Annotated in this window: 12 protein-coding genes, 1 tRNA gene and 1 pseudogene; 2 read left to right on the top strand and 12 right to left on the bottom strand. The window is 56.3% G+C overall.

The features are described from left to right. Positions 1-707: hypothetical protein (locus ADICEAN_RS22650; RefSeq protein ID WP_040396944.1), on the top strand; the 707-nt coding region annotated here is incomplete at its 5' end. A 210-nt stretch (positions 708-917) separates the two neighbouring features. On the opposite strand, the gene ADICEAN_RS12055 is transcribed toward ADICEAN_RS22650, so the two are convergent. The 3 genes and pseudogenes from ADICEAN_RS12055 to pgi all read right to left on the bottom strand — a co-directional run bounded on the left by ADICEAN_RS12055 (position 918) and on the right by pgi (position 6210). Next, positions 918-2114 (bottom strand): acetate/propionate family kinase, encoded by a 1197-nt coding sequence (locus tag ADICEAN_RS12055; RefSeq protein ID WP_009195882.1) that lies wholly within the window; start codon positions 2112-2114, stop codon positions 918-920. A 98-nt stretch (positions 2115-2212) separates the two neighbouring features. Next, complete coding sequence (gene pta / locus ADICEAN_RS12050) at positions 2213-4303, bottom strand: phosphate acetyltransferase (protein ID WP_009195881.1); 2091 nt, start codon at positions 4301-4303, stop codon at positions 2213-2215. 249 nt (positions 4304-4552) lie between these two features. Further along, positions 4553-6210, bottom strand: a pseudogene (gene pgi, locus ADICEAN_RS12045) (glucose-6-phosphate isomerase). A gap of 268 nt (positions 6211-6478) precedes the next feature. Here pgi and ADICEAN_RS12040 point away from each other — a divergent pair. After that, positions 6479-6552 (top strand) — tRNA-Arg (locus tag ADICEAN_RS12040). Between the two features lie 263 nt (positions 6553-6815). Here the strand turns inward: ADICEAN_RS12040 and ADICEAN_RS12035 are convergent. The 9 genes from ADICEAN_RS12035 to ADICEAN_RS12000 all read right to left on the bottom strand — a co-directional run bounded on the left by ADICEAN_RS12035 (position 6816) and on the right by ADICEAN_RS12000 (position 13480). Continuing rightward, entirely contained in the window at positions 6816-7313 is a 498-nt protein-coding gene (locus ADICEAN_RS12035; protein WP_009195878.1) for a c-type cytochrome, read from the bottom strand. 415 nt (positions 7314-7728) lie between these two features. Continuing rightward, positions 7729-8256, bottom strand: a complete 528-nt coding sequence (locus ADICEAN_RS12030; RefSeq protein WP_236612906.1) for a c-type cytochrome — start codon at positions 8254-8256, stop codon at positions 7729-7731. A gap of 69 nt (positions 8257-8325) precedes the next feature. Then, positions 8326-8757 carry an RrF2 family transcriptional regulator gene (locus tag ADICEAN_RS12025; RefSeq protein ID WP_009195876.1) on the bottom strand — a complete coding sequence of 144 codons (432 nt, stop codon included), beginning with the start codon at positions 8755-8757 and terminating at the stop codon, positions 8326-8328. Between the two features lie 3 nt (positions 8758-8760). Further along, positions 8761-9084, bottom strand: a complete 324-nt coding sequence (locus tag ADICEAN_RS12020; protein ID WP_009195875.1) for a metal-sulfur cluster assembly factor — start codon at positions 9082-9084, stop codon at positions 8761-8763. After that, a complete protein-coding gene (locus ADICEAN_RS12015) occupies positions 9081-10361 on the bottom strand; it encodes a hypothetical protein (protein ID WP_009195874.1) in 1281 nt (426 codons plus the stop codon). Before ADICEAN_RS12015 ends, ADICEAN_RS12020 begins: the two co-directional genes overlap by 4 nt. A 1-nt stretch (position 10362) precedes the next feature. After that, positions 10363-10791, bottom strand: coding sequence for a DUF2249 domain-containing protein (locus ADICEAN_RS21245; RefSeq protein ID WP_009195873.1), 429 nt, complete (start codon positions 10789-10791; stop codon positions 10363-10365). Beyond that, complete coding sequence (locus tag ADICEAN_RS21240) at positions 10740-11177, bottom strand: DUF1858 domain-containing protein (protein ID WP_009195872.1); 438 nt, start codon at positions 11175-11177, stop codon at positions 10740-10742. The genes ADICEAN_RS21245 and ADICEAN_RS21240 overlap by 52 nt, the downstream gene beginning before the upstream one ends. 21 nt (positions 11178-11198) lie before the next feature. Next, positions 11199-12161, bottom strand: coding sequence for an iron-sulfur cluster repair di-iron protein (ric, locus tag ADICEAN_RS12005; RefSeq protein ID WP_009195871.1), 963 nt, complete (start codon positions 12159-12161; stop codon positions 11199-11201). A 212-nt stretch (positions 12162-12373) separates the two neighbouring features. Continuing rightward, on the bottom strand, positions 12374-13480 hold the full coding sequence (locus tag ADICEAN_RS12000) for a mechanosensitive ion channel family protein (RefSeq protein WP_009195870.1): 1107 nt from the start codon (positions 13478-13480) through the stop codon (positions 12374-12376). Positions 13481-13810: the final 330 nt, after the last annotated feature.

Genomic DNA, 13810 nt, shown 5'->3' with positions numbered 1-13810 from the left:
GGCTGTTCTTTACGCCCCGCTATGCCTACAGGAGCTTTAACCCTCTGCGGGAAGATGATATCCTGATCACCGGCCTGAGCAAAGAAGCAACATCTGGCAGGGATCGCATGGGCTATGCGGTGGGGGCCAGTGTGGGCAGGGCGCTTGGCAGCCGCCTGCAGCTGGAGGGCAGCCTTAGCCTGCTGAAGCTGCGGGAAAATGTGGCCTACACCTATACCGATGGCACGGTCACTACCCTGGAGCGCAGCCTGAACAGCCAGGGGCAGCTGGAGGCCCGTCCGGTTTATGCTACCCAGCAGCGCCAGCTGGTGAGTGCCTATACCTATGGAAGCCTGCAGCTGGGCACCACCTATTTCTTCTGGCAAGGGGCACGCAGACGCTTTCACCTGAGTGCCGGAGCCGGAGCTAACCTGTTGCTGCGCGGCCGTACCGAGCTTTACCAGAATGGGGCATGGGTGCAGACCCTGCGCTTCCCCTCGGCCGATAACCTGCTGGAGCAATCCAACTACGACCTGATGCTGGGCGCGGGCTATAACCAGATGTTGTTTGGGAGCTATGAGCTTAGCCTCATGCCTACCCTGAACTATTACCTGGGCTCTACCTATCAGGCACGGGAGCCCTTTGGCCTGCGTTCCTATACCCTGGGTATTAAACTGCAGCTGCGCCGCCGCTTTCACTATACGCCCCTTTTTGCAGGCTATCCCTGATCTGGCCGCCGGCTATATCGTGCACCAATGAGGAGCTGCAGAAGGGCCTTGTGCTGCTGATAGTAGGGAAGTAGCTTGCTGATGACCAGAAAGTAGCTTGCTAATGACCAGACCTGTCAGGTTAAAAAAAACCTGAAAGGTCTTACGCTCTCCAATCATTCAGCTCTCAAGCTGTTACACGCTCTGGGAAGCAGGGGGTAGCTAAGCACTTTACTCCAGCAGGGCAAAGCACTGCCGGGCAATTTCCAGCTCTTCGTTGGTGGGGATCACCAGAATTTTTACCCGCGAGGCAGGAGTGTTGATCTCCCGTATGCCCTTGCTGCGCTGCTGGTTCTTTTCTTCATCAAACTCAATGCCCAGGTACTCAAGCTGCCGGCATACCCGCTGGCGGATAAGCGCATCATTTTCGCCCACTCCGGCGGTAAATACCAGGGCATCCAGTCCATTAAGCACGGCGGTGTAGGCGCCTATGTATTTTTTGATGCGGTAGGCGTAGAGTGAATAGGCCAGCTCGGCCTCTGGGCTGCCCCCTTCCAGGGCGTTGGTGATGTCGCGCATGTCGCTGTAGCCGGTCAGGCCCTGCATGCCGCTCTTTTTGTTCAGCAGCCCACTCACCTCTTTAGGGTCCTGGCCCAGCTGGTTGATCAGGTGAAAGATAATGCTGGGGTCGATATCGCCCGAGCGGGTGCCCATGATCAGACCGCTGTTGGGCCCAAAGCCCATGCTGGTATCGAGCGACTTGCCGCCCTCTACGGCCGTCATGCTGCTGCCATTGCCCAGGTGAATGGTAATGAGTTTCGCTTCGGGCTTTTGCAGGTAAGCGGCCGCCTGCTCGGCTACGTATTTGTGGCTGGTGCCGTGGAAGCCGTAGGCGCGGATGCCCTGCTCGGTATAAAGTGCGTTGGGGATGGCATAGCGGTAGGCCTGCTCGGGCATGCTCTGGTGAAAGGCCGTATCGAAAACGGCCACCTGTTTGGCCCGGCCAAAGATACGCTCGGCTACCTCAATGCCCAGGTAATTGGAGGGATTGTGCAGGGGTGCCAGGGCAAACAGCTCCCGGATCTTGTCCTTTACCGCCTGGCTGATGATGGTAGTAGCCGCAAAGCTTTCGCCCCCATGCACCACACGGTGGCCTACTGCATCGATCTCGGCCGGATCGCGGATCACCCCGATCTCGGGATCTGATAACAGGCGGGCTACTTCCTGCAGACCGGCCTCATGGTCGGGCAGGTCCAGCTGCCGCTCCAGGCGGGTTTCTTCTCCCTGCCGATAGACTTTATGGGTAATGGCTGCCCCCTGCAGCCCGATGCGTTCCACCAGGCCCGAGCAAATGGGCTGATCGGAAGGCATTTTAAAGAGCTGGTATTTTATGGAGCTACTGCCGGAGTTTACAACGAAGATGTTCATTTTATTGGTATTGAGTATTAGGTAGTAAGTAGTGAGTATGGAGGTGGTAAAAGAGATGCATCATCTCAATACTCACTACTCAATACCCAATACTAATTTTACTCCTGCGCCTGAATGGCGGTGATCACTACGGTGTTAAAGATATCCTCAACGGTACAGCCGCGGCTGAGGTCGTTTACGGGTTTGTTGAGGCCCTGCAGCATGGGGCCGATGGCCAGGGCCCCGGTTTCGCGCTGTACGGCCTTGTAGGTGTTATTGCCGGTGTTCAGGTCGGGGAAGATCAGCACACTGGCCTGGCCGGCCACTTCGGAACCGGGCAGTTTCTGGCGGCCTACCTGCGGGTCTACAGCCGCATCGTACTGAATGGGGCCTTCCACCTTCAGGTCGGGGCGGCGCTGCTTTACGATCTCCGTAGCCCGGCGTACTTTTTCCACATCGGCCCCCTCGCCCGAAGCGCCGGAGGAGTAGGAAAGCATGGCCACCTTGGGCTCTATGCCAAAGCGCTTGCTGCTATCGGCCGAGGAGATGGCGATTTCGGCCAGCTGCTCGGCCGTGGGGTTGGGATTTACGGCGCAGTCGCCAAAGACCGATACCCGGTCGGGCAGGCACATGAAGAAGACCGAAGACACTACCGAGAAACCGGGCCTGGTCTTCACAAACTGCAGGGCCGGGCGGATGGTGTGCTGGGTGGTGTGGATGGCGCCCGACACCATGCCATCGGCATGCCCCTTGTACACCATCATGGTGCCAAAGTAGGAGACGTCCGTCATCAGGTCGCGGGCCATTTCCAGCTCCATGTTCTTGCTTTTGCGCAGCTCGTACAGGGTGTGTACATACTCCTCGTAGCGGTCTGAGGTGGCCGGATTGATGATCCGCAGCCTGTCCAGGTTTACGGCCAGGCCCAGGCGGTTAATGGTGGCCCTGATCTGGGCCGGATCGCCCAGCAGGGTAAGGTCTACCACATCCTGGCTGATCAGGCGGCCGGCAGCCCGCAGGATGCGTTCATCATTGCCCTCCGGCAGTACAATGTGCTTGCGCTGGCTCTTGGCCCATTTTACCAGCTGGTACTGGAACATATGAGGGGTCATGCCCTCGGGGGTATAGGTAACGATCCTCTCGTCGAGCGCCTGCACATCCACATAGCGCTTAAAGGTATCGATGCCCAGGCGGATCTTGCGCTCGTTATCGGCCGTAATGCGGGACTGGATGTTGCCAATGCGGGTTGCGGTCTGGAAAGAAGGCTCCTTTACGGCAATCATGGGCACTACCGTCTGCAGGCCCTCAATGAGGCGCTGCACCTGCTCTTCGGGAATAAAGCCGCCGGTGAGCACCATGCCGGCTACCTTGGGGTAATTGGCCGAAATATTGGCCTGCAGGGCCGTCATGATAATGTCGCTGCGGTCGCCGGGCGTAACGATCAGTACATTTTCCTTGATGTGGTTCAGGAAGTTGGGTACCTGCATGGCGCCCATGATAAAGTGATCGGCCTGGTTGGTGAGCAGCTGTTCGCCAAACATCAGCCTGCCGCCCAGAATGTTCAGGATATCCTTCATGGTGGGGCTTTTCAGGCTGCGGTCTTCCGGAATCACCGACAGGATAACGCGCTGCGGCAGTTGTTCCTGCAGCAGTTCCCGCACATCTTCGGCCTGCTCGGGCTTTACCTTGTTGGCCACTATGGCCAGCACCTGTACCTCCCGTTGCTGGAAGTTGCGCAGAATGGTAATGGCCGAGTTGATGATCTGGGCCGTAGTTTTGCCCTCGCCCGTAACCACAATGATCACCGGTGCGCCCAGGTTCTTGGCAATGGATACGTTGGCATCAAACTCAAAGGCAATGCCTTCGCCCAGAAAATCAGAGCCTTCCACCACCGTAAAGTCATAGGCCTCTTCCAGCTGTTTGTACTTGGCGATGATGGCGTCGATGATCTCCCCCTGGTTGCCGGATTCAATGAGCTTCAGGGCCTGGGCGCCGGTATAGGCCCAGGTATCCTCATAGGCGATCTGCAGGTTAAAGTGCCGCACGATGGTATCGATGTGCACATCGCGCGACTCCCGCGGGTCGGCATGGATGATGGGTTTGAAGTACCCGATCTTCTGGGCCTTGCTCAACAGCATATCCACCAGGCCCAGGGCAATGATGGACTTGCCGCTATTGGGCTCTGCAGTGGCTATAAATATGGATTTGTTCATGAATGAGCTCCGTTTGGCAGCATCAGCTGCTTGGTTTGATGGTGCAAAGTAACAGTAGCCGGGCGCCGGGCCATATGATCTTTATCAGGCCCCTGCCTGATCTTGCCGGCTGTACCCCTAGCTGTTTAGGGATAACTGCAGCAGGGCAAAGGGGGTTTTTCTGAAATCTGATTTAAGGAAGTACATAAGAGTGGAGGAAAAAAAGCGCCCGGCAACAAGCTGCCGGGCGCCAATTTTATCGGTAGGGGATCAGGCTTCTTTCCGGAACGCCTTATACTGGTTGATGAGCCCGTTGGTGGAGCTGTCGTGGGTACTGATCTGCGCTTCACTGGTAAGCTCGGGCAGGATCTTTTTGGCCAGCTGCTTGCCCAGCTCCACGCCCCATTGGTCAAAGCTGTAGATGTTCCAGATCACCCCCTGCACAAAGATCTTATGTTCATAAAGGGCAATAAGGCTGCCCAGGGTGCGGGGGTCCAGTTTTTTGAACAGGATGGAGTTGGTGGGGCGGTTTCCTTCAAAGACCTTGTAGGCCTTTAGGGCCTGTATTTCCTTTTCGGAGAGACCTTCTTTTTGCATCTCGGCCTCTACCTCCGCTTCGGTTTTGCCGTTCATGAGCGCTTCGGTCTGGGCAAAGAAGTTGGCCAGCAGCTTGGGGTGGTGGTCGCCCAGGGGATTGTGGCTGATTGCTGGCGCCAGAAAATCACAGGGAATCAGCTTGGTGCCCTGGTGGATGAGCTGGTAGAACGCATGCTGGCCGTTGGTGCCCGGTTCCCCCCAGATGATGGGGCCGGTCTGGTAGGGCACAGGATCTCCGTTGCGGTCTACCGACTTGCCGTTGCTTTCCATATCCCCCTGCTGAAAGTAAGCGGCAAAACGGTGCATGTACTGGTCGTAGGGCAGCAGCGCATGGCTGTCGGCGCCAAAGAAGTTGTTGTACCAGATGCCCAGCAGCGCCAGCAACACAGGCGCATTCTTTTCAAGGGGTTGCCGGCGGAAGTGCTCATCCATGGCGTGGGCGCCGGCCAGCAGCGCCTGAAAGTTCTCAAAGCCAATGGTACAGGCAATGGACAGGCCAATGGCCGACCAGAGCGAGTAGCGGCCGCCCACCCAGTCCCAGAAGGCAAACATGTTTTTGGGATCGATGCCAAAGGCCTTCACTGCCTCGGTATTGGTAGAGAGGGCCACAAAGTGTTTTTTGATATACTCCTCGCTACCGGCCTTTTGCAGGAACCAGTCCCGGGCCGTGTGGGCGTTGGTCATGGTCTCCTGTGTGGTAAAGGTCTTGGAGGCGATCATAAAGAGGGTCGTTTCAGGATCTACCCCCTTGAGCGTTTCGGCCATGTGCGTGCCATCCACATTAGAAACAAAGTGGGTGGTGATATGCGGCACTTTATAGGGTTTGAGCGCTTCGGTTACCATCACCGGGCCCAGGTCGGAGCCCCCAATGCCAATGTTGACGATATGCGTTATGGCCTTGCCGGTATAGCCCTTCCAGCTGCCGCTGATAAGGGCTTCGGAGAAGTCTTTCATCTGCGCCAGCACCCGCTTCACCTCCGGCATCACATCCTGCCCGTCTACTTCAATAGGGGTATTGCCTGGTTGCGCAGGGCTATGTGCAGCACCTGACGACTTTCGGTAAAGTTGATCTTTTCGCCACCGAACATCGCTTCTATGGCCTCGGGCAGGCGGCACTCCCGGGCCAGCTGCAGCAGCAGGGAGAGCGTTTCTTCGGTGATGCGGTTTTTGGCGTAGTCCAGCAGGATATCTTCAAATTGAAGGCTGAATTTCCGAAAGCGCTTAGGATCCTGGGCAAAGAGGCTGCGCAGGTGGAGCGGGCGGATGGTGGAATAATGGGCCTGCAGCTGCTGCCAGGCGGTGGTGGTGGTGGGATTTATGCTTGGGAACATGGGGATATCGTGGTTTGAAAACTATGGGCGAAGTTAAAAACTCAAACCAGTAATGGAAAGATTGTTTGCAGAAGCGCCCAAAAAGACTGCGAACCTCCAGCTGACAGGCATAAAAATGAATGGCAGGGCAGTGCACGTGCTCTTCTTGAGGAGAATAAGACCCTGAAGCAAAAGGGAGGCATTCCTTTTGGCTGGATAGTGGTATTACTTTGGCAAATATTTTGTTTGTCTGATCTGGAGAAAAGTTTTATCTTTGCGCCACTCAAAGGGTCTCGTAGCTCAGCTGGATAGAGCAACTGCCTTCTAAGCAGTAGGTCTTAGGTTCGAATCCTAACGGGATCACAAAAAAAGCCAAGAGCCTCATACTTCCGGTATGAGGTTTTTTTATGGAGGGGTGTTTGGCAGGGATCCCAGCTTTGAACACTAACCACCCCTATACGGATACGCTTGTGCTATCTCACATCCATCCGCTTATTTTTTCGTATACCGGCTGATGCCCACTGCAAGGGCATAGGCAGCAGCCAGTACGCCGATCATGAATACAACCATAGATGATTTCTGTTTAAGCGTACCAAAGAGGTGCTACTAGTGGACCAGCCCCCTGTTCAGGACTGCTGGTCCAGCCCCTCTACTTCACTCAGGGTGCGAAAATACTCCAGGATCTTGCGGGCCTGCTCCTCGGTCAGGTTCTGGTTGGCCATGGGGGCCAGGTATTCCTTCAGCAGGGCCTTGGCGATGGGGTCTTCCTTTACCATGCGGTCGGGGTTCAGGATCATGTTCATGATCCACTCCGGGCTGCGGCGGGTGGTGATCTCCTTCATGGGCGGACCTACATACCGCTCCTCAACCTTGTGGCAGGCCGTACACATTTCTTCAAAGATCTGCTTGCCCTCCTGCACCATCTGCTGGTCGATGGTGGCATTCAGGCTCACCTGTTGTATGGGGCCTACCCCCTTGACCTTCATGGGGTCGGCCAGGGCCTCGGCCTCTGTTAGTTCGGTGGATCCGCTTTGTGGCTGCTCTGCGGTGCGCGCCGCTTCCCGCTCGGAACTGCTTCCGCCACAGGAGAGCAGGAGTATGGAAAAAGCCGCTGGTACCAGCATACGGAATAGGGGATGTAGGCTTAGCGTATTCATAGAATATGGGTGCGTGAAGTAGAACGTCAGGTTTGCTGCTTATGGAACAACCTCCATTTTGCTTTGTTTTTCCACAACACCCGCAGGGCGCAGCACACATGAGGGATGGCGGGCGCCCAAGGGGAAATCAGGAGCAGACCCTAAGCCGGCCAGCCTGCTTTCCCCACTCAGTCAGCCGGGGGATGCGGGCCCTTCAGCAGGGACGGGGTGAATTGCATAGCGGGTAAGGGGCAGGTTGCCTGAGATATGTGGGTCTGGATAGAACCCGCTGCGGTGCTTCGGCAGGAAAAAAATAGCCCCGGGAAGATCCTCGGGGCCGTTTTGTAGTTAACCTACACACTAAATTTTACTAGTTCAATGGCTTTACCGCTACCCCTCTTGCCTAGTTGCGCAGGATGCGGATCAGGTAAATGGCAGCCGTTGAGAGCAGGATGATGGTAATGCCCAGTCCGCCAAAGATTAGCTTTACCCATATGCTCATGTCATCCTCAACACTGGCCTGTACCTGCCCGGTGCCCTTGGCGGGGCTGACGGGCTCGGCGGCCGCCTGGGCAGCGCTGGCCTGGGCTTCCTGGCTGGCTTCATCAATGTAGCTGATCAGGCTGCTGAGCTCCTCCTCGCTGAAGTTGTGAGACGGCATGGCAATCTTGTTGTACTTGCTAAAGACCGCAACGGCCTGCTCATCGCCGGCAGTGATCATTTTTTGCGAATTGGTGATGAATCCCTTGATCCAGTCGGCCTCCCGTCTGTCGGAGATGCCGGCCAGGTCCGGACCTACAATATCGCCGCCGCCAATGGAGTGACAGGCCTGGCAGCTGCCGCTGAAGAGCTTTTTGCCGGAGAGTTCCTGGGCATAGCCGCTGAATCCTGCCAGCATCAGTAGAAATAAAGGGAATAAGCTTGTTTTCATGGGTGAATACGCGTTAATGGTTCCTGTACGATATGGGAGAGTGTAAGGGTCTGCAGATCACAGCGGGCATTAGCCGATCAGGTAGGCCAGGCCGCTGTTTACCGGCTGGCGCAGGTCCTCCACCCGGTTTTCCCGAAAGAGCTTTTCCAGCAGCTCCCGGGGTTTTTTGTATTGCTCATGGATGGGGCAGGGGTGGGTTTCGGAACACTGGCTCAGGCCCAGCCCGCACTCTTTAAAGAGCCCCATGCCATCTATGGCATCTACTATGTGCATGATGGGCTGCAGGGTTTGCTCCCGGCTCATGTAAAAGCCGCCCGAGGGGCCCTTGGTGCTGTTGATCACCCCGCGTTTTACCAGGGTCTGCAGCATTTTGCTGACCGTATGGCCACTGGCGCCTATGTGATCGGCTATATCGCCAATCGATTTCTTGAGGCCGGTTTCGGGGGTGGTGGCCAGGTAAATCACGGCCTTGATGGCGGTTTTGCAGGTATAGCTGAGCATGCGTTAACTGTTTAAATACTGGAGACCTTCTTCGCTGATCAGGTGGTGGCCCCAGCGGGGGTCAAAGACCAGGATAATCTCCGGCTCCAGCTCCGGAAAAGCTTCCCGGATCAGCTCGGCGGCACTGTCGGTAATGGCCTCGCCCATGGGGCAGAATTGCGAGGTAAGGGTCATTTCTATCCGTATACGGTTTTCTGCTTCCGGAAAGTGAATTCCGTACACAAGCCCAAGGTCTACAATGTTGAGGCCAATTTCGGGGTCGATCACCTGCCGGAGGGCTTCGGTGGCCCGGGCGATTTGTTCGGCTAAGGGGGTAGTTGAGGTCATGCGCGCTGGGGTTTATGCCAAATGGTACGGGCTACATTGAGGGTATACAGAAAGGCGGCGGCTATCAGCAGGGCGGCGCTGGCTTTTAGCAGCAGGGGCAGTTGCAGCAGCAGGCCCAGCGCAAAGCCAATAAAACCACTACCATAGCAAAAGGCCATGGCCCTGAACTGCCGCTCACTGAACAGGTCTTTTGGGCTGGGCGTTTTGCCCCGGCCGCATTGCAGGTGGTACACCCGGTTCCAGACAATAAAAGGAAGGGTCTTAAAGGTCATGCCCAGAATAAGCGCCGTAAGCCAGCCAAAGAAGATGCAAAACCCATAGAGCAGCACCAGCCGGTTATGATCCCCTGCATAAAACAGCACCAGCAGCAGGGCCAGCAGGAGGGGCAGCGCCAGCAGGGCAATGGACAGCAGCGAAACCTGCATGGGAGCGTCTACCTGCCGGCGTATGCGCTGGCGATAGGCCTGGTAGCAGTAATAGCCAAAGAGCAGAATGCCCGCCCCCACCAGCAGCGGAGGGATGATCTGCAGCAGAAGCGGGTGCCCGCAAAGAGTAAAGAGGATAAAGCTGATGAGCCCCAGATTGAGGGCGCCGAAAATGGCCCACAGCAGGGGGGTATTGGTGTATTTGGAGATGAGGAACATGGGGATGAGCCTGGCGCCTACCCCCACCACCAGCAGCAGAAACCAGCCAATGATGCCCATGTGCGCATGCATCGGCAGGTAAGCCAGCGAGTTATATTCCAGCAGGGGCCAGCTGAAGTTAAGCACCAGCACCGCACCCAGGCCGGTAGTGAGCAGCAGCCAGCAAATGGCCACCAGAATAAAGGCTGCATAAGGGCTTCTGTTGCTGTTGTGGGTGATGCTCATGCCCAGGTTCAGCAGGTAGGCCAGCAGGCCCAGGTTGATGAGCAGGGCGCCGACCAGCGCCGGCCAGCCCATATCAAAACGGTAAAAAGCCCCCACCAGCAGGGGAATGCCCAGTCCTGCCAGCACAAAAGAAAGCCAGGCCAGGCGCTCGCTGTAGAGCCTGCCCTCCACCAGCACCGGCACCAGCTGATGGCTGGCGCCCAGAATCATCATAGTGCCCCAGCCCAGCGCCATCAGGTGGGTAATGGCCAGGGTATGGGGATTGAAGTAGTGAAGCTGAAAGGCCCCGCTGGAGAAGAACAGCAGCAGGCAGGCCAGCAGAAAGGCCAGGGCCGCATAGCCATAAAAGGGCAGCACCACGCGGTGCGAGGTGGTTTTTTGCAGGGGAGTAGCGCCGGTGAGGATCATGCTAGTTGGGGAAGATCAGGAGGTGCACTTCAGTTTCGGACACTTCCCGGCTGCGGTAGGCATAGCCCCGCTGGGCAAGCTCGGGCAGCAGGTACAGGGGCAGGCGCTTGTGCCGTACATACAGGGCCTGTCCGTGGGGCAGCTGCGCCAGTGCGTCCAGTATGCAGATCATGGGCTGGGGCATCTCCAGCGCCCGCACATCCAGCTGCTGCAACCCGTTCTGGTACTGCTGCAGCAGGGCTTCCCACCCGGCCTCCCCGGCCTGAGGGGCTGCCAGGATGCTGGCTGTATCATCTGTTGGTTTCGTTTGCCGGAAGAAGTACGTCTCGTAGCAGGTGTCGCCCAGGGCGGCAGTCCAGTGCCCGTAGCCTTTTTTCTTCAGCAGGCCAATGAGCGGGATTGGCTCAAAGGTGTTGATGATCTTAAGCACAGCCCCTTGGGCAGCACCTTCAGGCTGGTGAGGATCTCTTTGAGGGGATCGGTGCCCCCTGCCAGCAGGGGGCGTACATCCAGGCTGTGCAGCTGCTCTGGTGGCAGCTGCTCCAGAAAGGCTGGCATGGGCGGGCGGCTTGCCGGCTGCATACCCCCTTCTGGCTCAAGCCTAAACCCCAGGGGCTTGAGCGCCCGGAAAATATCTGCCGGCCTGCAGCCCCCAACCCTGGCAGCCATGCCAATGCTGGTACGGCCCGCCATCAGCTTTCGTAGCAGCGGGTTGCGCAGCTTTTCAAACGCAGGGGTGAGCGAAACCAGGTTTTCCAGTGCCTGCGGATGGTGCTTCAGCAGGGCAGCAATTTTGGTATGTTCGTTTACCAGCATGGCGGGGCTGTGGCAAAGGGATTAGTTGCGCAGGGCTTTTTCCAGCTCCAGGGCTTTGGGAAAGAGAATGTTGTTCTCCAGGTGGATGTGCAGGTGCAGGTCGCTCTCAAACTCCTCCAGCAGGCTAAAGAGCAGGCGGTAGCTCCCGCAGGCATCCTCGGGCAGGGTGTAGTGATTGCTCAGCTCCCGGATCTTCTCCAGATCATGGCCGGCAGCTTCATGCTCCATTTCCATCATCCGCACGGGGTTTTCAACCGTACCAAAGTGGGGTTTTTCCAGCGGGCGTCCGCTGGAACTGGCCTGCACCAGTTGCTTGATAAAGGGGAAGAGAATTTCTTCTTCCTTGGGCAGGTGGCCCATCAGTTCTTCCCAGATGCTTTCTACCAGGCGGTTGATCTCCAGCAGCTCGGGGTGCTGCTGGCCATGCACGCGCGCTACTTTTTGGGCATAGGTGCTCAGCTCAGGCAACATCTGGCGCACATAGCTGTGGTGGGTGTTTACAATATAATCGGCCAGAAAGGCAGGGTCCCACTCGTTGTAGGGCAGCGGACGGGCAGCGGGCTGCAGACGGTCGGCCTGCTGCAGTTCCTGTTCTACCAGGGTAACATCCAGTCCTTTTTCGGCACAGGCTTCTTTTACAGTTTTTTTGCCGCCGCAGCAAAAGTCAAGCCCCCATTTGCGGAATACCTGGGCTTTGCGGATATCCTTGGCCGCCAGCTCGCCAAGAGTGGTATCGGCCTCGCCGGCGGCACGGCGGGTCAGGATCACCTTCCACCACTCTGGGCCCTGCTCGGTGTACTCCCAGCTAAAGACATTGCCCAGCTCGCCCAGCATCTGGTAGTAGAGGGGCTTGGGGTCGTGGTCATTGTGGATGATCAGGCGCTCGCCCGGCAGCAGGGCCTCAAAGCGCTTGAAAATGGTTGGGTGTTTTTCGCGGGGTACCAGGGTGGTTACGTCCAGAATATTTTCGTCTTGATCAATCATGGCAGCAAGGGTTAGGTGTGATAGGACAAAGATAAAAAGCAAAATCGATATAAAGTATAAAAGTACTTAAATACTTTTATTGATTTCTTTTCTATACTTATGTATGCCGGCTCTGGACGGCAGCGGGGGGTAAGGGGGTAGCAAAAAAATGCGCGCCACCCCCTGATGCCAGGAGGTGGCGCGCGCAGCAGCCCCTGTACTGAAACCGCTACCTAGCTTCGGTCTTCTCCGTTTTGGGTGGTTTCCATGCGTACGGCCGCTTTTACGGCTGGCTGGCCGGCCAGGTAAAGCGTACGGGAGGGGAAGGCAAACTCGATCTCCCGCTTCTGGAATTCTTCGTAAATGCGCAGGTTTATGGCCTGGTGAATATCCATATAGGTGGTGTAATCCGAGCTGAGCACATAGTAAACGATCTCAAAGGTAAGGCTGGAATCGGCATAGGCCTGAAAGTGTGCCCGGTCAAAACGCACCGGATCCTGCTCCAGAATAATGCTCTTAAATACCTGCGGCAGTTCTTTGAGCTGTTCAAGGGGGGTATCATAGGTAACGCCCACCTTAAAGACCACACGCCGCTGCTGCATGCGCTTGAAGTTGTGGATGCGGGAGGAGGTAAGATCACTGTTGGAGAAGACCAGCTGCTCACCCGAGAGGGTCTTGATGCGGGTGGTCTTGATACCGATGTGCTCGATCACCCCATTTTTATCATCCACCACCACAAAATCGCCCACCTCAAAGGGCTTATCGAAAAAGATCACAAAGTAGTTAAACAGGTCGCCCAGGATATTTTGAGCAGCCAGGGCAATGGCAATACCCCCTATGCCCAGACCGGCAATAATGGCTGTAAGGTCATAGCCCAGGTTATCAAACAAAAAGGCCAGCCCTATGAACCAGAGCACCAGGTTTATGATGAGCTTAAGGCCGCCAAAATTACTGATATCCTCCTCGCCATGGTGCCGGCGCCGTAGGTAGGCCGTTAGCACCAGCAGCAGGGTGTTTGATACAAAGCGGATCACCAGGATGGTAATGGCGATGGTAATGCCAATGCCCAGAATACGGGCCAGCCGGTCGGGCAGCTGCAGGTACTGGATGCCCATGTAGAGGGCGCCCACATTCAGCATGGGAATGCCAAATCGATCAAAGCTTTCAACAATAAAATCATCTACGCTGGTCTTGGTGCCTTCCGTCCAGCGCTTAATGCGGCTCAGGATGGTGCGCCGAAAGCTGGCAATAAGCAGCAGGCCAAGGAGGGCAATCCCAAAAGCGATCAGGTAGTCCTGTACCGTATTCTGATAGAAGGTTCTTTCCAGTACTTCATTCATGCTACAAGCAGGGGCTTGGTTAAAAAAGTGCAATATACGAAGAGCGGCCCGATCTCACCCACTTTTTTGGAAAGGCATTGCCAGCGCACTCTTGCATTGTTATTTTTCAAATTATTCTTAACATTGTTATTTAAGTGTGCTGTTTACGTACGTGCCCGTGCCTGTTTACGCCTGTTACCTGCTGCTTTGCCCTGTTCCTGAATCAATGAGCGTCAATTCCCAGCCTGCTGCCAGACGTGCCTCCGGCTTGTCTAAAATACGGATCGTCTCAGGATTGCCTCTCAGCTCCGGCCTGTTGCTGCAGCAGGGCAAAAAAATAATTGTAGCCCC

Origin of the sequence: Cesiribacter andamanensis AMV16 (assembly GCF_000348925.1) — a bacterium.
Taxonomy (GTDB): domain Bacteria; phylum Bacteroidota; class Bacteroidia; order Cytophagales; family Cyclobacteriaceae; genus Cesiribacter; species Cesiribacter andamanensis.
The sequence above is the reverse complement of the archived record's forward strand: the minus strand, read 5'-3'. Positions and strand labels throughout refer to the sequence as shown.

Bases quoted from the DNA above. Each gene is read 5' to 3' on its own strand.
- ADICEAN_RS12055 (WP_009195882.1), bottom strand. From the start codon at position 2,114: ATGAACATCTTCGTTGTAAACTCCGGCAGTAGCTCCATAAAATACCAG.
- pta (WP_009195881.1), bottom strand. From the start codon at position 4,303: ATGAACAAATCCATATTTATAGCCACTGCAGAGCCCAATAGCGGCAAG.
- ADICEAN_RS12035 (WP_009195878.1), bottom strand. From the start codon at position 7,313: ATGCTGGTACCAGCGGCTTTTTCCATACTCCTGCTCTCCTGTGGCGGA.
- ADICEAN_RS12030 (WP_236612906.1), bottom strand. From the start codon at position 8,256: ATGAAAACAAGCTTATTCCCTTTATTTCTACTGATGCTGGCAGGATTC.
- ADICEAN_RS12025 (WP_009195876.1), bottom strand. From the start codon at position 8,757: ATGCTCAGCTATACCTGCAAAACCGCCATCAAGGCCGTGATTTACCTG.
- ADICEAN_RS12020 (WP_009195875.1), bottom strand. From the start codon at position 9,084: ATGACCTCAACTACCCCCTTAGCCGAACAAATCGCCCGGGCCACCGAA.
- ADICEAN_RS12015 (WP_009195874.1), bottom strand. From the start codon at position 10,361: ATGATCCTCACCGGCGCTACTCCCCTGCAAAAAACCACCTCGCACCGC.
- ADICEAN_RS21240 (WP_009195872.1), bottom strand. From the start codon at position 11,177: ATGCTGGTAAACGAACATACCAAAATTGCTGCCCTGCTGAAGCACCAT.
- ric (WP_009195871.1), bottom strand. From the start codon at position 12,161: ATGATTGATCAAGACGAAAATATTCTGGACGTAACCACCCTGGTACCC.
- ADICEAN_RS12000 (WP_009195870.1), bottom strand. From the start codon at position 13,480: ATGAATGAAGTACTGGAAAGAACCTTCTATCAGAATACGGTACAGGAC.